Source organism: Nocardioides sp. HB32 (assembly GCF_054058995.1).
The window spans coordinates 3,624,483-3,648,357 of the sequence record NZ_JBSSBS010000001.1 but is presented as its reverse complement, the minus strand read 5'-3'; the positions used below and the strand labels follow the sequence as shown (position 1 = coordinate 3,648,357).

Annotated in this window: 25 protein-coding genes; 12 read left to right on the top strand and 13 right to left on the bottom strand. The window is 73.5% G+C overall.

The annotated features are described in order from the left end of the window. Positions 1-8 precede the first annotated feature (8 nt). Entirely contained in the window at positions 9-740 is a 732-nt protein-coding gene (locus ACVW2K_RS18305; protein ID WP_457203489.1) for an NADase-type glycan-binding domain-containing protein, read from the bottom strand. Between the two features lie 415 nt (positions 741-1,155). Here ACVW2K_RS18305 and ACVW2K_RS18300 point away from each other — a divergent pair, with 415 nt between their 5' ends. Further along, positions 1,156-1,557 (top strand): DUF7144 family membrane protein, encoded by a 402-nt coding sequence (locus tag ACVW2K_RS18300; protein WP_036569223.1) that lies wholly within the window; start codon positions 1,156-1,158, stop codon positions 1,555-1,557. 6 nt (positions 1,558-1,563) lie between these two features. Here the strand turns inward: ACVW2K_RS18300 and ACVW2K_RS18295 are convergent, their stop codons facing one another. From ACVW2K_RS18295 to pknB, 4 genes are read right to left on the bottom strand one after another with little or no spacing between them, the layout of a single operon-like run. Then, entirely contained in the window at positions 1,564-2,622 is a 1,059-nt protein-coding gene (locus ACVW2K_RS18295) for a DNA glycosylase AlkZ-like family protein (protein ID WP_457203488.1), read from the bottom strand. Between the two features lie 13 nt (positions 2,623-2,635). Further along, entirely contained in the window at positions 2,636-3,523 is an 888-nt protein-coding gene (locus ACVW2K_RS18290) for a DMT family transporter (protein ID WP_457203487.1), read from the bottom strand. Continuing rightward, entirely contained in the window at positions 3,520-4,371 is an 852-nt protein-coding gene (locus ACVW2K_RS18285) for a deoxyribonuclease IV (RefSeq protein WP_028635963.1), read from the bottom strand. The genes ACVW2K_RS18290 and ACVW2K_RS18285 overlap by 4 nt, the downstream gene beginning before the upstream one ends. Before the next feature lie 31 nt (positions 4,372-4,402). Further along, positions 4,403-6,409, bottom strand: a complete 2,007-nt coding sequence (gene pknB, locus ACVW2K_RS18280) for a Stk1 family PASTA domain-containing Ser/Thr kinase (RefSeq protein ID WP_457203486.1) — start codon at positions 6,407-6,409, stop codon at positions 4,403-4,405. Between the two features lie 121 nt (positions 6,410-6,530). Between pknB and ACVW2K_RS18275 the strand changes: the two genes are divergently transcribed. Beyond that, positions 6,531-6,899: an Rv2175c family DNA-binding protein gene (locus tag ACVW2K_RS18275; protein ID WP_028635961.1), complete on the top strand. Its 369-nt coding sequence runs from the start codon at positions 6,531-6,533 to the stop codon at positions 6,897-6,899. Between the two features lie 13 nt (positions 6,900-6,912). Here the strand turns inward: ACVW2K_RS18275 and ACVW2K_RS18270 are convergent, their stop codons facing one another. Then, positions 6,913-7,998, bottom strand: a complete 1,086-nt coding sequence (locus tag ACVW2K_RS18270) for a polyprenyl synthetase family protein (RefSeq protein WP_028635960.1) — start codon at positions 7,996-7,998, stop codon at positions 6,913-6,915. A gap of 64 nt (positions 7,999-8,062) precedes the next feature. On the opposite strand from ACVW2K_RS18270, the gene metF reads away from it, so the two are divergent. Then, positions 8,063-8,953 (top strand): methylenetetrahydrofolate reductase [NAD(P)H], encoded by an 891-nt coding sequence (gene metF / locus ACVW2K_RS18265; RefSeq protein ID WP_457203485.1) that lies wholly within the window; start codon positions 8,063-8,065, stop codon positions 8,951-8,953. Between the two features lie 7 nt (positions 8,954-8,960). Here metF and ACVW2K_RS18260 read toward each other — a convergent pair whose 3' ends face one another. Genes ACVW2K_RS18260 through ACVW2K_RS18245 form a run of 4 tightly spaced genes read right to left on the bottom strand, consistent with a single transcriptional unit; the run spans position 8,961 to position 12,175 of the window. Next, entirely contained in the window at positions 8,961-10,226 is a 1,266-nt protein-coding gene (locus ACVW2K_RS18260) for a phytoene desaturase family protein (protein ID WP_457203484.1), read from the bottom strand. Positions 10,227-10,237: 11 nt separating this feature from the next. Continuing rightward, positions 10,238-11,359 (bottom strand): hypothetical protein, encoded by a 1,122-nt coding sequence (locus tag ACVW2K_RS18255; RefSeq protein WP_457203483.1) that lies wholly within the window; start codon positions 11,357-11,359, stop codon positions 10,238-10,240. Next, positions 11,346-11,702 (bottom strand): ArsC/Spx/MgsR family protein, encoded by a 357-nt coding sequence (locus ACVW2K_RS18250; protein WP_457203482.1) that lies wholly within the window; start codon positions 11,700-11,702, stop codon positions 11,346-11,348. Before ACVW2K_RS18250 ends, ACVW2K_RS18255 begins: the two co-directional genes overlap by 14 nt. Continuing rightward, positions 11,702-12,175 carry a YbaK/EbsC family protein gene (locus ACVW2K_RS18245; RefSeq protein ID WP_457203481.1) on the bottom strand — a complete coding sequence of 158 codons (474 nt, stop codon included), beginning with the start codon at positions 12,173-12,175 and terminating at the stop codon, positions 11,702-11,704. The genes ACVW2K_RS18250 and ACVW2K_RS18245 overlap by 1 nt, the downstream gene beginning before the upstream one ends. Positions 12,176-12,236: 61 nt before the next feature. On the opposite strand from ACVW2K_RS18245, the gene ACVW2K_RS18240 reads away from it, so the two are divergent. The 4 genes from ACVW2K_RS18240 (at position 12,237) to ACVW2K_RS18225 (ending at position 14,589) form a co-directional block, all read left to right on the top strand. Continuing rightward, the gene (locus tag ACVW2K_RS18240) at positions 12,237-12,677 is read left to right on the top strand and encodes a hypothetical protein (RefSeq protein WP_457203480.1); all 441 of its coding nucleotides are present in this window, start codon (positions 12,237-12,239) and stop codon (positions 12,675-12,677) included. 160 nt (positions 12,678-12,837) lie between these two features. After that, positions 12,838-13,269 (top strand): SAV_6107 family HEPN domain-containing protein, encoded by a 432-nt coding sequence (locus ACVW2K_RS18235; RefSeq protein ID WP_457203479.1) that lies wholly within the window; start codon positions 12,838-12,840, stop codon positions 13,267-13,269. 18 nt (positions 13,270-13,287) lie between these two features. Next, positions 13,288-14,007 carry a methyltransferase gene (locus tag ACVW2K_RS18230; protein WP_457203478.1) on the top strand — a complete coding sequence of 240 codons (720 nt, stop codon included), beginning with the start codon at positions 13,288-13,290 and terminating at the stop codon, positions 14,005-14,007. A 135-nt stretch (positions 14,008-14,142) separates the two neighbouring features. Then, complete coding sequence (locus tag ACVW2K_RS18225) at positions 14,143-14,589, top strand: DUF3040 domain-containing protein (RefSeq protein WP_028635952.1); 447 nt, start codon at positions 14,143-14,145, stop codon at positions 14,587-14,589. Between the two features lie 123 nt (positions 14,590-14,712). Here the strand turns inward: ACVW2K_RS18225 and ACVW2K_RS18220 are convergent, their stop codons facing one another. From ACVW2K_RS18220 to ACVW2K_RS18210, 3 genes are read right to left on the bottom strand one after another with little or no spacing between them, the layout of a single operon-like run. Next, positions 14,713-17,103, bottom strand: coding sequence for a transglutaminase family protein (locus tag ACVW2K_RS18220; RefSeq protein WP_457203477.1), 2,391 nt, complete (start codon positions 17,101-17,103; stop codon positions 14,713-14,715). Further along, positions 17,100-18,374, bottom strand: coding sequence for a DUF58 domain-containing protein (locus ACVW2K_RS18215; RefSeq protein WP_457203476.1), 1,275 nt, complete (start codon positions 18,372-18,374; stop codon positions 17,100-17,102). The genes ACVW2K_RS18220 and ACVW2K_RS18215 overlap by 4 nt, the downstream gene beginning before the upstream one ends. Before the next feature lie 7 nt (positions 18,375-18,381). Beyond that, entirely contained in the window at positions 18,382-19,359 is a 978-nt protein-coding gene (locus ACVW2K_RS18210) for an AAA family ATPase (protein ID WP_036569219.1), read from the bottom strand. Positions 19,360-19,755: 396 nt separating this feature from the next. Between ACVW2K_RS18210 and mraZ the strand changes: the two genes are divergently transcribed. From mraZ to ACVW2K_RS18185, 5 genes are all read left to right on the top strand, one after another. Beyond that, complete coding sequence (gene mraZ / locus ACVW2K_RS18205) at positions 19,756-20,199, top strand: division/cell wall cluster transcriptional repressor MraZ (protein WP_028635948.1); 444 nt, start codon at positions 19,756-19,758, stop codon at positions 20,197-20,199. A 169-nt stretch (positions 20,200-20,368) separates the two neighbouring features. After that, a complete protein-coding gene (locus ACVW2K_RS18200) occupies positions 20,369-20,542 on the top strand; it encodes a hypothetical protein (protein ID WP_457203475.1) in 174 nt (57 codons plus the stop codon). Between the two features lies 1 nt (position 20,543). After that, positions 20,544-21,503 carry a 16S rRNA (cytosine(1402)-N(4))-methyltransferase RsmH gene (gene rsmH, locus ACVW2K_RS18195; protein WP_457203474.1) on the top strand — a complete coding sequence of 320 codons (960 nt, stop codon included), beginning with the start codon at positions 20,544-20,546 and terminating at the stop codon, positions 21,501-21,503. Continuing rightward, positions 21,500-22,051: a hypothetical protein gene (locus ACVW2K_RS18190; RefSeq protein ID WP_051548638.1), complete on the top strand. Its 552-nt coding sequence runs from the start codon at positions 21,500-21,502 to the stop codon at positions 22,049-22,051. Before rsmH ends, ACVW2K_RS18190 begins: the two co-directional genes overlap by 4 nt. A 41-nt stretch (positions 22,052-22,092) precedes the next feature. Beyond that, positions 22,093-23,853, top strand: a complete 1,761-nt coding sequence (locus ACVW2K_RS18185) for a peptidoglycan D,D-transpeptidase FtsI family protein (RefSeq protein WP_457203473.1) — start codon at positions 22,093-22,095, stop codon at positions 23,851-23,853. Positions 23,854-23,875: the final 22 nt, after the last annotated feature.

Genomic DNA, 23,875 nt, shown 5'->3' with positions numbered 1-23,875 from the left:
GATCGCGGTCAGGTTCCCGCCACGAACGACAGGTCGCTGATCGCGGTGTAGTCGCGGGCCGCCCGACCCGTCCCCGGCGGCGAGACCGTGACCAGCCGCAGGACGACGGTCGTGGTGGTGACGTCGACGTCGAGCCACTGCACGGCCCGGGTGTCCGAGAGGTCCTGCTGCTCCGTCGTGCCGTCGTCGAAGACCCACTCGACGCTGAGCACGCGGCGGTTGCCGTGGTACCAGTCGAGCTCGTTGCCCTGCGCGTCCCGTGCGGTCTTCGCGTACCCGTTGATCAACCCGACCCGGCGCAGGCGTGTCTCCTGCGGCAGCGTCACGGTGATCTCCTCGCCGGTGCCGTCGCCGGGCATCCGCCAGCAGGTCTCGGGCACGCCGTCGAGCATGTTGTCGCCGTCGTACGTCGTGGGCCTGCCGGTGACGTCCTGGTTCGGCGGTGCCGTGGCCGGGACGGAGACCGTCGACCCCGTGGCCAGGTCGGCGCCGGACGGCGTGGCCGAGGAGGAGTGTCCGTGCCCGGTGCTCCCGGGGGTCGCGGCCGGCGGGGGGTCGTCGTCACCGGACAGCGCGGCGATCCCGGCCAGCACGGCGACCGCCAGCACCAGCGCGGCCGCGGCGACCGCGGCGGGCCAGACCGGGCGGCGACGGCGCCGGGGAGGTGAGGGCGGCGGAGCGTCGTACGTCGGCTCCGACTCGTCGGCGAACAACGGGTACCGCGGAGCCGGCTGCGGCACCTGACCCGCCTGCGGGGGCGGGGGAGTCGAGGGCGGGGGCGGGGGCGCGCCGACCGGGCGGCCGCAGCTCGTGCAGAACCGGCCGCCCCCGAGCTCGTGGCCACAGCTCGCACAGGTGCCCATCGACCCTCCTCCGAGCCTTCCGGCCCGCGGGTCAGGGTAGTGCGCCCGTGCTGCTGCCCAGGAGGGTGCCCGTGGCATCGTCCACCGCTGCGCTGCGGGCGAGGACGCCGAGCACCCTCCGGGAGCTCGATGGCCGGCACCGGGCGTGGGACGAGAGCAGTGGGGTCGACCGAGGCACAGGCTAGGGCCGCGGGACGGCCGTCCACCGGCATTTGGGTGGTACTAGGACCAAAGGGCAGTTTCGCCCGGTACGGGTGAACCGCGCCGTCCGGGGGCGGCGGAGAGTGCGGGCATGGTCGACAACACAACGCCCCGCGAGCGTGCCTGGGCCGAAGGCACCGGCATCTTCGCCGGCACGATCCTCGCGACGCTCGGCGTCTTCCAGTTCCTGGAGGGCCTGTCCGCCGCCGCCAAGGACGACGTCTTCGTGCGGACGCAGAACTACCTGTTCGACGTCGACGTCAACGCGTGGGGCTGGGTCCACATGCTCATCGGCGCTGCCGCCGTCGTCATCGGTGTCTGCGTGCTGCTCGGCCAGTACTGGGCGATGGTCGCCGGCATCTGCGTCGCGGTCCTCTCGGCGCTCGCCAACTTCGCGTTCCTGCCGTTCTACCCGTTCTGGACCCTCGCGATCATCGCCTTCGACCTCGCGGTCATCTGGGCCATGACGGTGATGATGGGCCAGCGCCGCTAGCCCGGCTCAGGGAAGCACCGGCTCGAGACCGAGCCAGGCGGCCAGGTCGTCGACCTCGGCCAGCACCGCGTCGCGCGCGGTGTCGTCGAGGGGCTCGTCCTCGTGCAGCGCGTGCACGATCAGCTCGCCCTCGGCCCGGTCGGCGGTGGCGTCGAGCTTGCCGACGAACCGGTCGCCGTACAGGACGGGGAGGGCGTAGTAGCCCCAGCGCCGCTTCTCGGCCGGCTTGTACATCTCGAGCTGGTACTCGAAGCCGAACAGGTCCGCCAGCCGCTTGCGGTCGAACACCAGCCGGTCGAACGGCGACAGCAGTGCCGCCCGGGCCGTCAGCTGCGCGTCGAGCAGGGACGGCTCGACCCGCCAGGTCCCGCGCACGCCGTCCACCTTCGCCGGCTCGCCCGCGTCGCCGCGGCGGACGATGCCGAGCGCCTGCAGCTCACGCTCCGCCCGGATCCGCCGGGCCTCCTCGAGGTCCGGCACCGGGTCGTCGGGGTAGACCCGCTCGGCCAGGTCCCACAACGGCTCGCGGCCCTGCCGGCCGACCGTCACGACCTCGCCCCTCTCGACCATCAGGTTCAGCAGCCGTGGCAGGTTGCGGTTGTCGTTCCAGCCGCTGGAGCGCCAGGGCACCTCGCAGGTGTCGGGCAGCGCGCTGGTCGGCAGCGGCCCGTCGGTGCGCAGCAGCTCGAGGACCTCGCGCCGGCAGCCGTCGTTCGCCTCGACCCACCCGGCCCGCCAGACCTCCCAGTCCTTCAGCTCGCCGGTGCCCGGCCACACCGCCATCTCGGCGCGGAACAGGGCCAGGTCCTCGACCGGCCGGACGAAGCCCTGGTGCTCGACCAGCACCTGCTCGTCGAGCGCGGCGCGGAGGTCGGCCGGGTCGTACGCCGAGCCGAGCCGGCTCCACAGCACCAGGTCGGCGCTCGGCGCGACGGCGTTCGTCGGCTCTGCCTGAAGCGCGGTCAGGTGCCGGACGACCTCGAGGAGGTCGCTCGGCCGACGTGCGTCGAGCAGCTGCGCACGCACGGCGACCCGGCGGGCGTCGTCGCGGGTCAGCTCGTGCACCGGACGAGCGTAGTCAGACGGCGATGTGGGGGACCTCGGCCTCGACCTTGCGGCGCGGCCCGAGCTCCACGATCAGCATCGCGGTCAGCACCAGGACGCCGCCGGTGACCATCCGCACCGTGAACGACTCCCCGCCGAAGAGCACTGCGAAGAAGGCCGCGAACACCGGCTCCATGCTCATCACGATCGCGGTGCGGGTCGCCGACAGGTGCGCCTGCGCCCAGGTCTGGCCGAGAAGCGCGAGCGCCGCCGGGAACACCGCCATGTAGACCACCGACAGCCAGTCGCGGCCGTTGTCGGGCAGCACGATGCCGTGCGGCGCGCTGGCGACCAGGCAGATCACCGCGACCACGACAACCTGGAGGATCGACATCCCGAGCGCGTCCCGGACGCTCGACCAGGCGCCGAGCCCGACGATGTGCAGCGCGTAGAGCATCGCCGCCACGAAGGTCAGCGCCTCGCCGTACCCGACCGAGAGCCCGTCGAGGGTCAGCACCGCCAGCCCCACGAACGCAAGCAGCACCGCCGCCCAGGTCAGCCCGGTGATCCGGTTGTGCAGCAGCACGGCCGCGAACAGCGGCGTGGCCACGACGTACATGCCGGTGATGAAGCCGGACACGCTCGCCGGGGTGTGCGCGAGGCCGAGGGTCTGGAGGATCTGCGCGACGCCGTACAGGCCGCCGAGCACCACGGCCTGGCGGCGCGCCTGCGGCGAGAGCCGGAGGACGGCCTTCGGCGCGACCACGAGCAGCAGCACGCCGGCGATCGAGAACCGCACCGCGAGGAAGTCGACAGCGGGGATCCGGTCCAGCAGGTCGTGGATGAGGAAGAAGGTCGACCCCCAGCACGCGGTGATGCCCAGCAGGGTGAGCGTGGCGAGCAGCGAGGTACGGCGGCTCATCCGCGCAGCCTCTTCAGCAGCGGGATGTCGCGGGTGTCGGCGTCCCGCGAGTCGGGGGTCTCGAGGATGAACGGCACGCCCTCGGTCGCGGGATGCGCGAACAGCTCGACGAACGCCGCCTCGCCGATGTGCCCCTCGCCGATCCGCTGGTGCCGGTCCCGGAACGCGCCGCGCACGTCCATGGAGTCGTTGGCGTGGACCAGGCGGAGCCGCCCAGGGCCGCCGATCTCGACGACCCGGTCGACGGTGGCGGTCGTGCCGCCGGGCTCGTCGAGCGGCGCCCCGGCTGCAAATACGTGGCAGGTGTCGAGGCAGATCCCGGCCTTGGGGTGGAAGTCGAGGGCCGCCAGGTACGCCTCGAGGTCGTCGACGCCAGCGCACAGCGACCGCCCCTGGCCGGCGGTCGGCTCCAGCAGCAGCCACGGCGCGGCGTCGTCCGCGATCGCGTCGAGGATCGGCAGCAGCCCTTCGCGGACCTGCCTCATCGCGCGGGTGTCGTCCACGTCCCCGACGTACGACCCGGTGTGCACGACGACGCCCTCGGCGCCGATCTCGGCGGCCCGCCTGAGGTTGTGCGCGACCGACGCCACCGAGCGCTCGTACGTCGCCGGCGTCGGGCTGCCGAGGTTCACCAGGTACGGCGAGTGGATGAAGGTGCGCGTGCGCCGCTCGGCCATCAGGTCGCGGAACCGCGCGTCCTCCGCCGGCTTCCCGTCGCTCAGCGCCCAGCCGCGTGGGTTGCCGACGAAGACCTGGAAGGTCTCGCAGCCCACGAGGTCGGCGTTCGCGACGGCTCCGTCGACCAGCCCCTTGCCGACCAGCACGTGGGTTCCGATCGGGTTGCGCACCGCGTCAACCTATCGAGCACGGCGCGGACGGTCAGATCAGGGTGAGCGTGATCGTCGAGCCCTTCGGCACCCGCGCGCCGCCCTCGGGGTCCTGGGACCAGACGAAGCCGAGGCCGAGCGAGCCGGACGCCTCCCGGGTCACGACGTGGAAGCCGAGGCCCTCGAGGGTCTGGGTCGCCGCGTCGACGCCCTGGCCGCGCACGGACGGCACGTCGACCAGCTCCGGGCCCTTCGAGACCACGAGGCGCACCGTGTCGCCGCGGTGCAGCGTGGTGCCTGCGGTCGGGTCCATCGAGATGACGTCGCCGTCGTCCACGGTGTCGGAGTACTCCGAGCTGGTCACCTTGCCGTCCAGGCCCCTGCTGTCGAGCCACGCCAGCGCGTCGTCGGCGTCCTTGCCGACCCAGTCCTTGAGCGTGACCGGCTTCGGCCCCTTGCTCACGACCAGGTCGACGGCGGTGTCCGGGCGCAGCGTCGTACCCGCGCCGGGCTTGCTGGTGATGACCTGGCCCTCGGGCACGGTGTCGGACCAGCGCCCGGTCGAGGTCCCGTACGCCAGGTGCGTGCCGGCGAGCTCGTCCTGCGCCTCGTCCTCGGTCATCCCCTTGAGCTTCGGTACGTCGTAGCGCTCCTTGCCCAGCGAGAGCGTGAGCGTGACGGTGCCGCCGTCGAGCACCTTCGCGCCCGGGTCCGGGTCGGTCGCGACGACGTGCCCCGCGGGGACCGTCTCGGAGTACGCCGGGTCGCCGGTCTCGGCGGTGAGCCCGGCGTCCTCGAGCTCGTGCTCGGCGGCCGCCTTCGTCATGCCGAGAACCCCGGGGGTCGAGGTGTAGCGCCCGTCGAGGAACCACCACGCGCCGACCCCGAGGCCCGCGACGAGGAGGACGGCCAGGACCGTGGCGAGCAGGCCGCGGCGACGCCGCCGAGGCCCCGAGGCCCGGCCCGGCGGCGGGGGCACCGGGGGAGACGTGCGCAGCTGCGTGGTCCGCTCCTCGGCGAGGTCCGACGGCGCCATCAGCGTGGCCATCTCGCGGGAGTCGAAGGGGTCGGCCGCGGTGTCCTCGTGGCCCGCGGTCATCAGGAGAGGCGTGAGGTCCGCGGTCAGGTCCGGGTCCTCGGCCACGCCCTCGGCGAGTGCGTGCGTGACCCGGTGGACCTGGTGCAGCAGCACGCCCGCGTCTGCGGGCCGCAGGCTGCGGTCGCGTGCGGTGGCGCGGGCGACGAGCGCGTCGACGTACGCCGGGATGCCGGGCTCGAGGCTCGAGGGCGGGGGGACGTCCTCGTGCACGTGCTTGTAGGCGACCTGGATCGGGGTCTCGCCGTCGTGCGGCTTGACCCCGGTGAGCAGCTCGAACAGCACGATGCCCGCGGCGTACACGTCCGCGCGCGCGTCGGCGCGGCCGTCGACGACGAGCTCGGGCGCGAGGTAGGAGACGGTCCCGATCAGCACGCCGCCGGTCGCGGTGTGCTGGGTCTCGGCGCTGACCGCGCGGGCCAGGCCGAAGTCGGCGACCTTGACGCGGATCGCCCCGGAGTCGGACTCGGAGGCGATCAGGACGTTCTCGGGCTTCACGTCGCGGTGGATCAGCCCCGCCCGGTGCGCGGCGGCGAGGGCCGAGAGGACCGGCTCCAGCAGCGCCAGCGCCCGAGCCGGCGACATCGGCGCCTCCTTGCGGATGACGTCACGCAGCGTGATGCCGTCGATCAGCTCCATCGCCAGGAACACGGTTCCGTGGTCGTCACCCTGGTCGTAGACCGCGACCACGTTCGGGTGCGAGAGGCGGGCGGCGGCGCGCGCCTCGCGCACGAACCGGGCCGCGAACTCCTCGTCGTCGCCGAGCCCGGGGTGCATCACCTTGACCGCGACGGTGCGGTCGAGCCGCATGTCGGTGGCCTCGTAGACACTGGCCATCCCGCCGCGAGCGATCCGCGGCCCGATCCGGTAGCGACCGTCGAGCACCCGGCCGGTCATGGGGTCGACGGGGGCGTCGGCAGCGCCCTTCTGGGCGTGCCGCTCCGAGCGCCGGTCAGGCGTCACAGCGACCCTCCTGTGGCCGGATGGGGAAGGATCCGGTGCCCCAATCGTACGGACGCGGAGGCGTGGCGCCGTGCTCAGCCCTCCCCGGCGTGGCGCGGGCCGACGGTGCAAGACTGATCCCATGAACGACCCGAGCCTCGCCGACGCCGATCTCGCCGCCCTCGTGCCCGAGTGGATCGACTGGGCCGCGGCCGCTGAGCAGCTGGGCGTCACCGTCGCGAAGGTCCGCACGATGATCCGCGAGCACGAGCTGGCCGCCGCGGTGCCCGCGCCCGGCGCCGGCCAGCAGGTGCCGGCCGACTTCTTCCAGGACGGACTCCCCGTGAAGGGCCTGCGGGGGCTGCTGACGATCCTGCACGACGCCGGCTTCGACGACCGCGAGTGCATCGCGTGGATCTTCACCGACGACGACCTCCCGGGCCGCCCGATCGACGCGCTCCGCGAGAACCGCGGCTCGGAGGTCAAGCGCCGCGCCCAGGCGATGCTCTAGCCAGGTGCTCCGGTCAGACGACCCGTTGGGTCGCTGACGACGCCAGACCGCGCAGCACGCCGCGGGCGCGTTCGTCGAGGTCGGCCCGGCCGAGCGCGGCGACCGCATGGCCGGCGAGCTCCTCGATGACGGCCTCGACCTGCGCGTGCGCGCCGGAGGCGTCGATGATCGCGCGCAGCTCGGCCACCTGCTCCTCGGAGAGGTCGGTGCCGAGGGCGGCATCGAGCTTCGCGGCGTCAGCGGGGCCGGCGGCATCGAGGGCGAGCGCCACGAGCACGGTGCGCTTGCCCTCGATCAGGTCGTCCCCGGCCGGCTTGCCGGTGGCGGACGGGTCGCCGAAGACACCGAGCAGGTCGTCGCGGAGCTGGAACGCCTCGCCGAGCGGGAGGCCGAACCGGGACAGCTCCGCCATCGTGGTGGGCGACGCGCCGGCGAGCGCGGCGCCGATGTGCAGCGGCCGCTCGATGGAGTACTTCGCGGACTTGTAGCGCAGCACCGTCATCGCCGCCTCCACGTCGGCGCGGCCACGTGCCTGCACCGAGACGTCGAGGAACTGGCCGGCGATCACCTCGGCGCGGCACGTGTCGAAGACCTCGAGCGCCGGCGCCACCTGGGCGAACGGGAGCCCGCAGCGACGCAGCAGCTCGTCGGACCAGCTGAGCAGCAGGTCGCCGAGCAGGATCGCCGCGGCGGCGCCGTACTGCCCGGGGTCGCCGCGCCACCCCGCCCCGCGGTGCTCCGCCTCGAACTGCCGGTGCGTGGCCGGCCGGCCCCGCCGGGTGTCGGAGGCGTCCATGAAGTCGTCATGCACCAGCGCGCTCGCGTGCAGGAGCTCAAGCGAGGCGCAGGCGCGGACCAGGGCGTCCTCGTCGGCCACGTCCGGCGCGACGGCGCGGTGGCCCCAGTAGCAGAACGCGGCGCGGAACCGCTTGCCCCCGGCGACGGAGGTGTGCGCCTCACGGACCAGGCGGTCGGCGTCGGGGCCGAGCGGCGCGAGGGTGGTGGCCCGCTCGTCGATGAACGCGTCGAGCGCGGACTGGACCCGGTCGCGGAACCCGGCGCTGTCCCAAGCGGTGTCGCAGCCGTCCTCGCCCGTCACGGCGTCGAGACTAGCCAGTGGACGGCGTCGGGCCCGACGCGGCCCCGTCCCTAGACTGTTGCGCATGGTGCACGGGCAGACTCGGCGGATCGGTGACCTGGTCCGGGACGGCGAGCGGTCGTTCTCGTTCGAGTTCTTCCCGCCGCGTGACGCCGCCGGCGAGGAGCAGCTCTGGCAGGCGATCCGCGACCTCGAGCCGTACGCCCCCACCTTCGTCTCCGTGACGTACGGCGCCGGCGGCTCCACCCGGGACACCACGGTGCGGGTGACGGGCCGGATCGCCGCCGAGACGTCGCTGACCGCGATGGCCCACCTGACCTGCGTCGGCCACACCCGGGCCGAGCTCGAGGGCATCCTCGACGCGTACGCCGCGGCCGGCATCGGCAACGTGATGGTGCTCCGTGGCGACCCGGAGGAGGGCCCGCGCGCGCCGTGGACCCCGACCGAGGGCGGCTTCACCTACGCACGGGAGCTGGTCGAGCTGGTCCGCGAGCGCGGTGAGTTCAGCATCGGCGTCGCGGCGTTCCCGGAGGGGCACCCGTCGGCGGAGTCGCTCGACCACGACGCGGACGTGCTCGTGGCCAAGGCGCGCGCGGGTGCCGAGTTCGCGGTCACCCAGATGTTCTTCCGGGCGGAGGACTACTTCGGGCTGGTCGACCGGGTGCGGGCACGTGGCGTCGACCTGCCGATCCTGCCGGGGATCATGCCGATCCTGAACCTGGCCAACATCCGCCGCCAGGGCGAGCTGATCGGCACCGAGGTGCCGGCCCCGGTGGTCGCCCGGATCGCCGCCCACGACGGCGACCCGGCGTCCATGCGCGCCGCGGGCATCGAGCTCGCCGCCGAGCTCTGCGACGAACTGCTGGCGGGTGGCGCGCCCGGCCTGCACTTCTACACGTTGAACCGGTCCAAGGCGACGCGCGAGATCTTCGCCGCGCTGAACATGTCGGTCTGATCGCCGGTCAGGCAGGGCCGATCTCCGCCGCCACGAGCGCCGCGGACAGCCCGACGAAGGGGATGCCGGCCCCGGGGGTGGCGTGCGCCCCGGCGGCGTACACGCCGGCGACCGGCGTGCGCGGCCCGAGCCGCCGGCGGACGGTCCCGCGCCCCTGCCAGCGCACGCCCATCGGCGAGCTGCCCCAGAGCTCGACCTGGTCGCGTGGACTGCGGTCCACCCGGGCCGCGACCTGGGCGCGCACGTCGATCCGGTGCCGCGCCAGTGCGCGCAGGATGTCCTCGGAGAGCCGGCCGCGTCCGTGCACGGTGAGCGCGTCGCCGCTCCGGCGGACGACCAGCATCGGATCGCCGTGCAGGACGAGCTCGTGGGGGAGGTCGGGCGTCTCACCGGACAGCCCGACGTGCACGACGACCGGCGGGATGGCGGGCATCGTGCGCTCGACGTACGGCGCGAGCGTCGGCAGGCCTCGCGGGTCGATCGCGCACACGACGGCGTCCGCGTCGAGGTCGCCGGTGGCCGTGCGCACCGCGGTCACCCGGCCCTCGCGGACCACGAGGTCACGCGCCTCGGTGCCCGTCACCGTGGTCACGCCACGGGTCGCGAGCCGGTCAGCCAGCGCGGCACCGAGCCGGTGCATGCCCCCCTCGACGGTCCATGCGCCGAAGCGCTGCTCGACGTACGCCGTGACGCCCAGCCAGGCCGGCACGTTGCGCAGCTCGTGCCCCTCGGCGACGAACGGGTGGCCGGCGACCAGCCGCAGGCGCTCGTCCTTGAACGCCTTCTTCAGGCGCTTGTGCAGCATCTCCCGGCCGTCGAGGAGCCGCGAGGGGGCGGCCGGGTCCCACGGGTTCTCCAGGTAGGTGCGGCGCAGCACGTCCCAGTCGTCGGCGTACGACTCCACGTAGTCCACCCAGCGCCGGCCCAGGCCGGAGCCGAGCTCCTCGAAGGCCGCGAGCTGGGCCGCGCGCCCGGTCTCGACGCGGACCGACGAGCCGTCCTCGAAGCGGTGCTCGCGGACCAGGTCCAGCGGGACCAGCTCGAGCTCGCGCTCGACCGGGCGGCCGGACTTGCGGAACAGGTCGCGCACCACGGCGGGCAGCAGGGTGTACGTCGGCCCGGCGTCCCAGCTGAAGCCGTCCTCGGTGACCTCGGAGAGCGCGCCGCCGACGGTCGGTGCGCGCTCGACGACGGTCACGGCGTGACCGAGCTTGGCGAGCCGCACCGCGGCGGCGAGGCCGCCGAAGCCCCCACCGACCACCACGACCCGCATGGGCCGTGACTCTAGGGCTTGAGGTCGGGAGCGGCCTCGAGGTGCCCGGCCGACACCGCGAGCCGGTCGCCGGGTCGGAGCAGCCGGTCGGTGCTGCTGCGCCGCTCGGCGTCCATGTCCGGAAGGAAGCCCTCGACGTCCGGCACCGTGACGCCGGCGTCGATACCCATGAGCAGGTTGGCCTGGAGCAGCTGGAAGAAGTCGGGGTCGACGCCGGTCAGGAGGGTGCACCCGGCCGACATCCGGGGGTTGAGCTCGGTGGGCCGGAAGCCGTCGGCGGTGAGCACGCCGTCGACGCCGAACGCGCCGCGGAACCCGTGCTCGGCGCGCAGGTGCTCGCCCACCCGGCGGGCGACGTCCCGCAGGTGCTCCCGGTCGGCGGGTGGCGGGTCCCAGCCTGAGCCGACGCCGGCGTACTCGAACGTCCGCGCGGCGCGGTCGCGCAGCACCGCGATCTCCACGGGGCGCAGCACGGCGGTGCCGTCGGGCAGCACGAAGCCGTGGATCGAGCACGGCACCCCGTCGAGGAACCGCATCACCCGCACGCGCTCGCACCGCGGCGCGAAGAACGCGCGGGCGCGGACCCGGTCGTCGCGGTCGAGCACCCAGCGCACGTAGTCGCCGCCGCCGGTGAAGCCGTCGCCCGACCACACCGCGCCCAGCGGACCGGCGACCTCCCGGGTGGCCTCCGCGAGCGCGTCCTCCTGCAGCGGCACGATCCGGTACGGCGCGGCGTCGACCCCGGCGGCGGCCCAGATCGCGTCGGCGCGCAGCTTGTCCTCGAGGGCCAGGAACGCGCGCGGCCGGCCGCCCGTCACCGGGCGGCCGAGGACCGGCTCGTCGCTGGTGACGAACGGAGAGGTGCGGAACACCCCGCGCCGGTCGGGGTCGAAGCGCTCCACCGCCGCCACCGTCCCGGGTGGCAGGTCGCGCAGCAGCCGGTCGTGCAGCCGGGCGCCGTCGGTGGCCAGCACGGTCGCGGGTGCCGGCAGGTCGAGCGCCAGCGTCGGGCAGCCGAGCCGGCCCAGGCGCTCGACCCAGGGCGCCCAGGCGGCCACCGGTCCGGGGCCGAGGACGACCGGGCGGCCGGCGTACAGCTCGGCCAGTCGATCGCGGAGCTCAGCCCTCCGCATCGAGCACCCGCCGCAGCGAGTCCTCGTCGCGTCCCACGACGGTGGTGCCGTCGGCAGCGGTGATGATCGGCCGCTGGATCGCCCGCGGGTGTGCGGCCAGCGCGGCCAGCCAGTCGTCGCGGTGGGCGGCGTCCTTCGGCAGGTCGATGCCCTCCTGGCGGGCCTCCTTGTCCCGGGCCACGTCCCAGGGCTGGAGCCCCAGCCGGGCCACGACCTCGCCGAGCTCGGCGGCGGTCGGCGGGTCGTCGAGGTAACGGCGCACGGTGTACTCGACCCCGGCGGCGTCGAGCTCCGAGACCGCGGTGCGGCACTTCGAGCAGGCCGGGTTGAGCCAGATCTCCATCACTCGACCTCGATCTCGGTCGCGCCCGTCATCGCGGCGAGCTCGTCGAAGGTCGTCGAGAACACGGCGGAGGGGTGGCCGGCGGCGGCCCAGACCACGGGATAGCGGCGCAGCCAGGAGTCGAGGTACGTCGGGACCGGCGCCGGGTGGGCGATGGGGGAGACACCGCCGATCACCTGGCCGGTGTGCGCACGCACGAACTCTGGCGTCGCGCGGCTGAGCCTCCCCACCCCGATGAGCGCCGCGACCTTGCCGGTGTCGACGCGGTGCGCGCCGGAGGTCAGGACCAGGACCGGTCCGCCGTCCGCGTCGAACAGCAGGCTGTTCGCGATCGCGCCGACCTCGCAGCCGAGCGCCTCCGCGGCCAGGGCCGCGGTGTGCACGGCGTCGGGCAGGACCACGATCTCCCCGGCGCCACCGCGGGCGGAGTGGTCCTCGCGGAAGCGGCCGATCGAGGGGTGCTCGGTCGTCATACAGCGAGACCCTAGGGTGTCCAGCGGACAGCGACACCCGAGGGACCAGTGAGGAGAGCGGATGACCCCGCAGCGCCCGGCCGTGGTGACCGGTGCGACCTGGCTCGCCGCCGCCGCCGTGGCGATGACCGGCCTCACCGCACTGATGACCGTCGTGTTCAAGGACGAGCTGGTGCGGGCGTGGGCCGCCGACCGCTCCGACGCCGGAGCGGTCGAGCCGCCGGCGTTCGTGCCGGTGGCGATCACGATGTTCGTCGTGGTCGCGCTGCTCGCCATGGTGCTGATCTCGTTCTTCCGCGGCGGGCACAACTGGGCCCGGATCCTGCTCAGCGCCCTGGTCGTGATGATCGGGATCGCGACGTTCGCGATCCTGCGCACCAACCCGCCGGCGCTGTTCCTCGTCGTCGCGATCGTCTCGCTCCTCGTCGACGTCGCGGCCGTCGTCGGGCTGTGGCACAAGGACACCCGCGTCTTCTGCGGCACCGGGGACCGCGCCGCCTGACCGGCCCTTGACGCCCTGTCCGGGGGCAGGTGTAGCGTGAGGGTCTGTTCGAACATGCGTTCGAACAGACCCGGCGGGGGCGACCTCGACCCCCGCCCCCGCCGGGGTCGCACGACGCACGTCCAGGGGTCGCGGTCCCGGGGTCGAGGAGAGGTCAGCGATGAACCCGTACGCCCTGCCCGCCACCACACACTCCTACCTCGCCCGTGCCGCCGAGTCGCTCAGCGAGGCGATCGCCGCGACGGAGGTCCCGACCCGCTACGCCTGCGCGCACGTCGCCGCGCTCCGGGCGGCGGCGGCGCTGCTCGCGGCCCGCGCCCAGCCCACGCCGGCCCGGCGGCGCCGCCAGAAGAACGCGTGGGTGCTGCTCGCCGAGGTCGCGCCCGAGCTCACCGAGTGGGCGCAGTTCTTCGCAGGGGGAGCGGCGAAGCGGGCGGCCGCGGAGGCCGGCTCGACCCGCTCGGTCAGCGAGCGGGAGGCCGACGACCTGGTCCGCGACGCGGACCGGTTCCTCGCCGTCGTCGAGCGGTCGCTCGGGCTGGTCCCGCACGCGACCGGGCCCGCGCGGTCGGTGGCGATGCGGGCCGGCTGAGCCCTCTAGGGTGGGGCCATGCCCGACAGCGTCAAGCCCAGCGAGCGCCGCAGCTCCGCCCGGACCTCGCTGGTCTGGACGGCGCTCGAGCAGGTGCTGGCCGGTGCCGGCGATGTCCTCGACATCGGCGGGGGCACGGGCGGGTTCGCGGTCCGGGTCGCCGAGCTCGGCCACCGGGTCACCGTGGTCGACCCGAGCCCGGACGCACTCGCCGCCCTCGACCGCCGGGCGCGTGAGCTCGGTGTGGCCGTCACCGGCGAGCAGGGTGACCTGTCCACGCTGCTCGACGTCAGCGGCCCCGCGAGCGCCGACGTGGTGCTCTGCCACGGGGTGCTCGAGGTGGTCGACGACCCGGCTGCCGCACTGACGACGCTGCGCCAGGTGCTGCGGCCGGGCGGCACGTTGAGCCTGCTGGTCGCCCAGCGGTACGCCTCGGTCGTGGCGCGCGCGATGGCCGGCCACTTCGCCCAGGCGCTCGCGATGCTCGACGATCCCGCCGCCGGAACCGGCCGCGCCGGGCACCGCTTCACCGAGGAGGAGGTCCGCGCCCTGCTGGTCGGTGCCGGCTTCGAGATCGGGACCGTGCACGGCGTACGCGTGTTCGCCGACCTGGTGCCGGGGTCACTGCTCGACCTGGAGCCAGGGGCGACCGCCGCCCTCGTGGAGCTGGAGCGGGCGGTCGCAGAACGGACGGAGTTCCGGCCGCTGGCGACGCAGCTGCACGTGCTTGCGCGCTGAGCCCTCGTTTCGGGTCCGTGAGAACGGGAACGGTTGAATCACGAATTTACGATCCCGCCTACCGAGTTGCCCGGCCGCTGCCTAGACTTGCCACAACCGGACCCGGACCGGCGCTGACATGGCAGGGGAGGCACAGTGCCACTCTCGGAAGAGGAGCTCCGACTGCTCGAGCAGATGGAACGTGCCCTTGTCGAGGAGGACCCCAAGCTCGCCTCGACGCTGCGCGGCACCGCGTTCCGTCGCTCCGCCCGTCGCCGCGCGATCGTCGCGGGTGTCGGCTTCGTGGTCGGCGTGGTCGTGCTGATGACCGGTGCGGTCGCCCAGATCACCCCCGTCGGCATCGTCGGGTTCGTGATCATGCTCGTCTCGGCCACCGTGGCGCTCACCGCGATGCGCGGCCAGCAGGGCCACGGCCACGACCCGCGGTCCGCCCACCCCAGCCACGGGTTCACCGTCATCGAGGGCGGCAAGACCGGCAAGACCGGCAAGGCCAGGCGCCTGCGCCGCAGCCACTCCGGCCACTCCTTCATGGAGCGGGTCGAGGAGCGGTGGCGTCGCCGCCGCGAGGACGGCGGGTTCTAGCGTCCTCGCCCCGAGCTTGCTCGGGGTGAAAGACAGACGCAAAGGTCGAGTAGCCGTCCGAGCGAGGAACGAGCTCGGATCCGGCGTATCGAGACCGATCCAGACGCGCTGACCAGCTGACCCTCAGTTGACGTGGTCGACGACCCCGCCGTACCGCGCCTCGACGGTGGTGGGTGCGGGGCCGGTCGGGCGGGAGGCGAAGGCCAGCACCGACCGCGGCCACCAGGTCGCGCGGCGCCGCGCGGACCGCATCGCGCCCCCGGCGAGCGAGTCGAGCAGGGTCTGGGCGTCGGCACGCACCCGCACCGGGTCGGGTGCCCAGCCGGGGCGGGCGTAGCGGAGCCGCTCGAGGTCGTGCACCAGCCGGTCCAGGGCCGCCACCGCCGCGGGCGCCTCGACCGGGCCGTGCGCCGGTCGGTCCGGGGTGTGGGGACCGAGCGGGGCGCCGAGGTGGTCGACCAGCAGGTTCCTGGTCGCGCGTGGTGACCGGCCGGCCGGCCACGGGACGCCGAGGTCGACCGCGGTGTCGCGGAGCTCGACCCACGCCTCCTCCGGCGCGCCGGCCGTCAGCCGTCGCTCGCGGCGCCGCCCCCGGACGGCCCGGGGGAGGAGCAGCAGCCCGCCGACGACCAGCGCCGCGACCAGCGCGCCGCCGAGCGGGAGCCACGGCCCGTTGCCGCCGTGGTCGTTCGGGCCGGCACCGGCCGCGGACTGCTCGTCCAGGCTCGGGCGGTTGTTGGTGGGCTGGATCGCGCTCTGGCCACCGGTCGGACCGGCCGGGTCGGTCACGCCCTCGCCCGGCCCGGTCGCGATCCGGGTGTAGGTCGGCACCGTCTCGGCGCGCCCTGCGGGGGTGGGCTCGAACCGCACCCAGCCGGCGCCCTCGAAGAAGAGCTCCGGCCAGGCGTGCATGTCGTCGGAGCTGTAGATCCAGGTGTCCGGGCCGGCCGGGTCGGGATGGAGGAAGCCGATCGCGACCCGGGCCGGGATGCCGAGCAGTCGCGCCATCACCGCCATCGCGGAGGCGAACTGCTCGCAGTAGCCGGTGCGCCCGCCGGGACCGTCGCTGAGGAAGCTGACCAGCGCGTCGTACCCGCTGCCGTCCGCGTTGGCGAGGGAGTAGGTGAAGCCCCCGCCCGAGCGGAACCAGTCCTGCAGCGCGACCGCCTTCTCGAACCGGGTGGTGGCGTCCTGCGTCACCTCGACGGCGAGCTCGCGCACGATCGGCGGGACGTCGGCGGGGACGTCGGTGAACGCCTCGCTGACCCGGCCGACCGCGCTGCCCGCGTCCTCGAGCCGCTGGGAGGTGAGCCTCAGGTCCAGCGCGCTCATCGTGTAGTGCATGCCGGAGGTCGACAGGTCGTCCGGTACGGCGAGGAAGTCCATGGTCTTGCTGTCGTAGCGCCAGTCGCCGGCGGCCTGGATCCTGCTGATCGGCGCCTGCGTGGGCAGCCAGCGGGAGTTGAACGCCGGGAGGATCGTGACGTCGTACGGCGTCTCCTGGCGTCCGACCGACGCGGACACCCCCTCGGGCGGGGGCACCGCGCCGTCCGCGCCCTGGTCCGCCGGCACGTCCCGGTTCCCCGGGCTCCACTCGGTGTCGCTGAAGCGGGTGAGCGCGAGGATGCGGAGGTACGACGGGTCCGGATCGGTCGTGGTGATCTGCACCAGGGGAGTGTCGGCGCCGCGCTTGAGGTCGCGCACCAGGTCCGCGGTCGGGTTGTCGATCCGGATGTCGTTGCCGCCGCCGTGCCCCGGTCCGAAGTCGAGGAGGTGCACGCCGGCGGTCGGCACCAGTGCGGGCAGGAAGACCGCGAGCGCGGTGGCCACGCCGCCGATCGCGCCGGCGGTGCTGCGGACGACGTGGGCGCCGGCGCCGAAGGAGATCGGGTCGCCGGTCTCGCGGTCGATGCCGATCGGCCGTCCCCAGCGGGCCACGCGGTCGCCCTCCTGGAGGAACAGCATGACGAGGAAGCCGGCCGCGGTCGCGACGAACACCCACCAGCTGATGCCGTGGCCGACCATGCTGACCGGGATGCTGTAGATCGTCAGCAGCGGCAGGCCCGCCAGCGGGACCCGGCGCAGCGTGCAGGCCAGGAGGTCGACGAGCAGCAGGCAGAGCAGCCCGCACAGGATCAGCAGCGGGTCGATCGGCGGGGCGGTGTCGGGCACCGGTGCCGCGAACTGGCGCGAGGTGTCGAGCGCCTCCGAGATCGCGCGGTGGAGCTCGGTCCACCCCCCGCCGACCGGCAGCGGCGACCCGGTGATGAGCAGCATCGCCACCAGGCCGGACGCCAGGACCTGGACCGTGACGACGAGCGGCGCCGGCGTCCGCCACCAGCGCAGCGCGGTGCCCGTGCCCGCGACGACGATCGCCAGCAGGAACAGGGGATTGAGGAAGCCACCCGGGGTGGCGGCGAAGTCCCGCCAGGCGTACATCGCGATCCAGGTGGTGCCGGCGGCGACGGCCGGGAGCGTGACCGACGCGGCCAGGCTGCCGCGGTTCCTGCTCATCCGACGACCCCCTCGCGTGGGTGGGCGGCCCCGCGGGAGGAGTGGGCGCTGCTGCGGCCGAGCTCCTGCCAGACGGCGTCGAGACGGTCGCGGGGCCCGAGCACGACCGAACGCCAGCCCTGCTGGGCGAGCGCCCTGGTCGCCCCCGGGCTCGCGGGCGCGCCGGCCCACGCGTCCGCGTCGACCGCGACCGCCAGCGCGGAACCGGCCTGGTGCTGCATCCGGCGCATCGCCGGGAGGTCGGAGGCGTCGACCTTGCCGAACACCGAGACCGTGAGGCCGCCGTGCGAGCCCTCCGTCAGCCAGGACGTGTCGAGCCGCAGCTGCGGGACCGCCTGCACCACCGCGAGCGCCTCGAGCAGCGGACCGGTGTTGAGGTCGGCGTTCCGGACGTGCCAGGCGCTGCTGGGGTCCTCGCCCGTCGCCGTCACCAGGCGTACGGCGAAGCCGCGGTGGGTCAGGTGGACCGCGATCGACGCCGCGGCGGACACGGCCGCCTCGAGCGAGGACGCGATGCCGTGGCCGCGGTGGGCGCTGGAGCGGTTGTCGAGGAACAGCGTCGCCCGGGACTGCCACGGCTGCTCCTCGCGGCGCACCATCAGCTCGCCGACCTTGGCCGAGCTGCGCCAGTGCACGCGGCGCAGGTCGTCGCCGCGGCGGTACTCGCGCACGGTGACGTCCTCCGCCGAGCCGGTCGCGAACGCGCGCGGCCGGTTGTCGCCGGAGCCGGTCCAGGCACCCCCGAGCGGGATCTGGGGCAGGACGACGGTGCGCGGGGTGACCGTGAGCGGCACCGTGGTGCGGAACGCGCGACCGAGCTCGACGAGGCCGAACGGGTCGGTCACCCGCACCGACATCGGGCCGATCTCGAAGTGGCCGCGGATGTCGGACCGGACCTGGTAGGTCACCGTCTGCTTCCAGCCCATGCCGATGCCCTCGACGATGAAGCGCGGTCGGGTGCCGAGCACGTAGGGCACCTGGTCCTCGAGCAGCAGCACGCCGTTCGGCGTACGCCCCTCGTTGGTGACGCTGAGCGTCACCCGGGCGGGCTGGCCGGCGGCGACCAGCTGCGGGGTCACGGTGCGGACCAGCGCGAGGCGATACCGGTTGCGGCCGACGACCCACGCGGTGATCAGTGGCAGCGCGACGACGAGGATCCCGACCCGCGTCAGCGCGGACTGGTCGAGCACGATGGCGCAGACCAGCGCCGTCACCCCGGCGGCCAGGAACGCCCGTCCGCGGACGGTCAGGCCGGCCAGTGCCTCTTTCATGACGTGCTCACGGCTGAGGGACCGGTACGCCGGTGAGCACCGCCTCGAGGATGGCGGCGGTCGAGCGGCCGCTCATCGCGGCCTCGACGCTCGGGAGCAGCCGGTGCGACAGCACCGGTCGGGCGAGGCGGAGCACGTCGTCGGGGAGCACGTAGTCCCGGCCGTCCATCGCGGCGACGGCCTTGGAGGCGCGGACCAGGTGCAGCGACGCGCGCGGCGACGCACCGAGGGTGAGCTCGTCGGAGCGACGGGTGGCGGAGGTGATCGCCACGGCGTACCGCTGCACGGCCTCGGACACGTGCACCTGGCCGACGATGCCCACGAGCTTGCGCACCTCGGCGGCGTCGGTCACCGGCTCGAGGTCGTCGAGCGGGTTCTGGCCCGTGTGCGAGGTGAGCATCGCGATCTCGGCGGCCTCGACCGGGTAGCCGATCGACACGCGCGCCATGAAGCGGTCCCGCTGCGCCTCGGGGAGGGCGTAGGTGCCCTCCATCTCGATCGGGTTCTGGGTCGCGATCACCATGAACGGCTGCTCGAGCTGGTACGTCGTGTTGTCGACGGTGACCTGCCGCTCCTCCATGCATTCCAGGAGGGCGGACTGGGTCTTGGGCGACGCGCGGTTGATCTCGTCGCCGACCACGATGTTCGCGAAGACGCCGCCGGGGCGGAACTCGAACTCCCGGGTGTTCTGGTTGAACACCGAGACGCCGGTCACGTCGGAGGGCAGCAGGTCCGGGGTGAACTGGATGCGCCGCACCGAGCAGTCGATGCTCCGCGCCAGGGACTTGCTCAGCATCGTCTTGCCGACTCCCGGCACGTCCTCGATGAGCAGGTGGCCCTCGGCGAGCAGCACCACGAGCGCGGCGTTGACGACGTCGGGCTTGCCCTCGATGACGCGCTCGATGTTCGACCGCACCCGGCCGACCACGCGGGCCAGGGTCTGCAGGTCCGCTCCGCCCGTCGCCCCGTCTGACTCTGTTCCCACTGGTGTCCCTTCCCCGATCCCCCGCGTGACCCACGCCACTTGCTGACCTCACCGTAGTCGTGCCGGAGAAACCTACGTGGACCGAGCACCGATGCGTTCGACTCCCCGGGTCACGAATTGGTTGCAGTGGGGGAGTGCGGGGGTTCCACCCCTCCCTCCACTCCGCCCCAGGCGCCCTGCGCCGAGCCCTCCACCACGCCCCACTCTCCGTGGGTCGTCTGGGCTTCGCACGCGCTGACCTGCACAAACGGACTCCTCCCGTTGCCGGCTCCCGGTGCGATCGACGTGGAGAACCGGGCGGAAACAGCGGGGAAACGCGCGGAAGATGGTTGACGGTGGGGGAAAGTGGCGTAAAGTGGAGCGCAGTGGAGGAAGGGTCAGGAGTGGAGGTGCCCGATGTTCTTCATGGGCACGTACACGCCGAAGCTCGACGACAAGGGCCGGCTGTTCCTCCCGGCGAAGTTCAGGGACCGACTCGCGGAGGGGCTCGTGGTGACCCAAGGTCAGGAGAACTGCCTGGTCGTGTGGCCCACGGACGTCTTCATGGAGGAGGCCCGGCGGGCGCAGGCCACGCCGTTGACGGTGCGAGGAGCGCGTGACTACGCGCGCATCCTGTTCGCCGGCGCCGACGAGGGCTCGCTCGACAAGCAGGGCCGGATCGGCATCCAGGCCTCGCTGCGGGAGTACGCCGGGCTCGACCGCGACGTGGTCGTGATCGGCGTGATGGACCGCATCGAGATCTGGGACCCGGCCCGGTGGCAGGACTACTCCTCCGGTGCGCAGGCGAAGTTCGCCGAGCTGGACGAGCAGCCCAACCCGCAGCAGCACCAGCAGAACTAGCACCACGAACTCAACAGCGATCCGCAGGACGAGGTCTCGAGCCCGCTCCCGCTGCCATCTGGGTCAACTTCCCCGGTTCCAGATGGCCTTCCCCAGGGAGCGGGCAGGGACCTGGTCAGGCGGATCGCCATCGGATTTCCGGGACACACGAGGGTCGAGGCAGGGTCGAATGAGCATCGCGCACGCGGCGGTCACGCCGCTCCGGGTCGAGGAGGAGGCTCCGGTACGCCGGGTCCGCCACCAGGCTCGCGACGCCGCGGCGCTGATGGCCTTCTCGGCCGTGACCTCACTCGGGGTAGCCGGGGGCTTCCTGCTGCTGGCACTGCTGGCGCGTCAGGCCTGACATGAGCAGCCCCTCCCACGTCCCGGTCCTCCTCGACCGGGTCGTCGCCCTGCTGGCGCCTGCGCTCGACCGCCCGGGCGCCGTGCTCGTGGACTGCACGCTGGGCCTCGGTGGCCACAGCGCCGCGGTGCTCGAGCGGCTCGACGCGGTCCGGGTGGTCGGCATCGACCGCGACCCCGAGGCGCTGCGTCGGGCGGGCGAGCGGCTGGCGCCGTTCGGCGACCGGTTCACCGGCGTGCTCGCGGTGTACGACGAGCTGCGGGAGGTGCTCGACGACCTCGGCCTGCCGACCGTGGACGGCGTGCTCTTCGACCTCGGCGTCTCCTCGATGCAGCTCGACGTGCGTGAGCGCGGGTTCGCCTACGCCGAGGACGCGCCGCTCGACATGCGGATGGGCGGCGACGGCCCGACCGCCGCCGACGTCCTCAACACCTACGACGCCGCCGAGCTGACCCGGGTGCTGCGGGAGTACGGCGAGGAGAGGTTCGCGCGCAAGATCGCCGCCGCCGTCGTGAGGGAGCGTGCGAAGGAGCCGTTCACGACATCGGCCCGGCTGGTCGAGCTGCTCTACGCCGAGATCCCGGCGCCGGCCCGGCGTACCGGGGGGCACCCGGCGAAGCGGACCTTCCAGGCCCTCCGCATGGAGGTCAACGACGAGCTCGCGGTCCTGCGCCGCGCCCTGCCGGCCGCCATCGACGCGGTCAGCGTCGGCGGGCGAGTGGTGGTCGAGTCCTACCACTCGCTGGAGGACCGGCTCGTGAAGCAGGCGTTCGTCGCGGCCACGCGGCTCGACGTCCCGGAGGACCTGCCGTTCGTGCCGGAGGGGCACGAGCCGGCTCTCCGGCTGGTCACCCGGGGCGCCGAGAAGGCGAGCCCGGAGGAGATCTCACAGAACCCGCGCGCGGCCTCGGTCCGGCTGCGCGCGGTCGAGCGTGTCACCCAGGGAGGGGTTGCAGCATGAGCAGTACGGTCGCCCAGATCCGCACCAGGATGCCGCGGATCGCCGAGGTCGCCGTCGAGCGCGCCCGGCTCACCGTGGTCCCGCGCCGGCGCACGCGCGCGGCCCGGATGCCGTTCGTGGCGCTCGTCTCGATGGTGCTCCTCGGCGGCGTCGTCGGGCTGCTCCTCTTCAACACCTCGATGCAGCAGGCGTCGTTCGCGTCGACCGCCCTCGAGGACCAGGCGAGCACGCTGGCCGCCCGCCAGCAGACGCTCCAGATGGACCTCGACCAGCTGCGCAACCCCCAGCGGATCGCCAAGGCCGCGATCGGCCTGGGCATGGTGCAGGCAGGCAACCCGGCGTTCCTCGAGCTCGGCACCGGCAAGGTCACCGGGGTCCCCTCACCGGGCGACGGCACCACCGCGCTGCGGATCAACCCGCTGCCGCCGAAGAAGCCGGCGCTGCTGAACCCGCCGGCGCACGTCGTCACGGTCACGCCGGAGGAATCTCACGACACGGGGCAGCAGAGCACCGGAAACGGGCGGCACCGCGACAAGAATCACCAGTAGTCACACCCGCCCCACCTGACCCGCGGAAGAATCGAGCAGACGTGCGCCAGACCCGCCCGCCGCGCGGATCCCGTCGTGGCTCGCCGCAGCTGCGGCTGCGCGTCGGGTTCGTCTTCATCGCGATGGTGCTGTCGCTGTTCGGCGCCCGCCTGGTGCAGCTGCAGGGCCTCGACCCGAACTCGTACGCCGCGATGGCGGCCGCCGAGGGTCTGGTCCGGGTCGACCTGCCCGCCGAGCGCGGCGACATCCTGGACCGCAACGGCGAGCCGCTCGCGGACTCGGTCGACGGGATGATGGTCGTGGCGGATCCGGCCCTGACCGCCGCGAAGGCCCCCGAGCTGGCGCGGTTCCTCTACAAGCGCCTCGACATCGACTACGTCTCGACGCTCACCAAGCTGCGCGCGCCCGGCAGCCGGTTCGAGTACATCGCCCGCCGGGTCCCGTCGACGCTCGCGACGGCCGTCATCGCGGCGGCGGAGAAGCACGGGTACGACGGGCTCGACACGCGCCGCGACCCGGTGCGCGACTACCCGGCCGGCGACGTCGCGGCGAACCTGGTCGGCTTCATGGGCACCGACGAGCCGCTCGCCGGCTTCGAGCGGACCTTCGACACCCAGCTCTCGGGCACCGACGGCTCGGCCCGGTACGAGGTCGGGGGTGGCAACCGGATCCCCCTCGGCGACCAGACCGTGACCAAGCCGGTCGACGGACAGGACCTGAGGACCACGATCGACCTCGACCTGCAGTGGTACACCCAGCGGGTGCTGCGCCAGACCGTCGAGGACGCCGGCGCGGAGTCGGGCTTCGCCGTCGTGATGGACAGCCGCACGGGCGAGCTCCTCGCGGTCGCGGACGACCCGACGTACGACGCCAACGACCCGACGGACGCGCCCAGGGCGGACCTCGGCTCGCGTGCGATGCAGGACGTCTACGAGCCGGGCTCGGTCGAGAAGGTGCTCACGGTGAGCTCGCTGCTCGACGAGGGCCTCGTGACGCCGCAGACGCGGATCGTCGTGCCCCCCATGCTGATGCGCGAGGACCGCCCGATCCACGACTGGTTCCCGCACGGCACCATCCACCTCACCATGGCCGGCGCGATCGCGAAGTCGTCGAACATCGCGACCGTGCTCGCCGCCGACCGGTTCAAGCAGGGCCAGCTCTACGACTACCTGCGCCAGTTCGGCCTCGGCCAGCCGACCGGCATCGGCGTCCGCGGCGAGACCGCAGGTCTGCTGCCCGCCAGGAGCGTGTGGACCCACCAGACCCAGGACCGGATCGCCTTCGGCCAGTCGCTGTCGGTCAACGGCGTCCAGATGGCCGCCGCGATCAACACCATCGCGAACGACGGGGTCCGCGTGTCGCCCAGCCTCATCGAGGGGTCCGCGACCACCGACGACGGCCAGCCCGTCGGCACCGACCACACCACGAAGCGGCGGGTGGTCAGCTCCCGCGCCGCGACCCAGATGACGCACATGATGGAGCGGGTCGTCGACCCCGAGGTCGGCGTCGCCCCGGCCGCGCAGGTGCCCGGCTACGTGGTCGCCGGCAAGACCGGCACGGCCCAGCGCGTGGGCAAGGCCTGCGGCTGCTACGACGGCACGTTCACAGTGTCGTTCGCCGGCTTCGCTCCGGCCGACGACCCGCGCTTCACGGTCTACGTCGTGGTGCAGAACCCCAGCAACGGTGGGGGTGGCGGCTCGGTCGGCGGCCCCGCCTTCTCCAAGATCATGAGCTACGCGCTCAAGCGCTACGCGGTCCCGCCGACCGGTGCGAAGCCCTCCACCCTCCCTGTGGAGTGGTGAGGGTTTCGCAGCGATAGGTTCA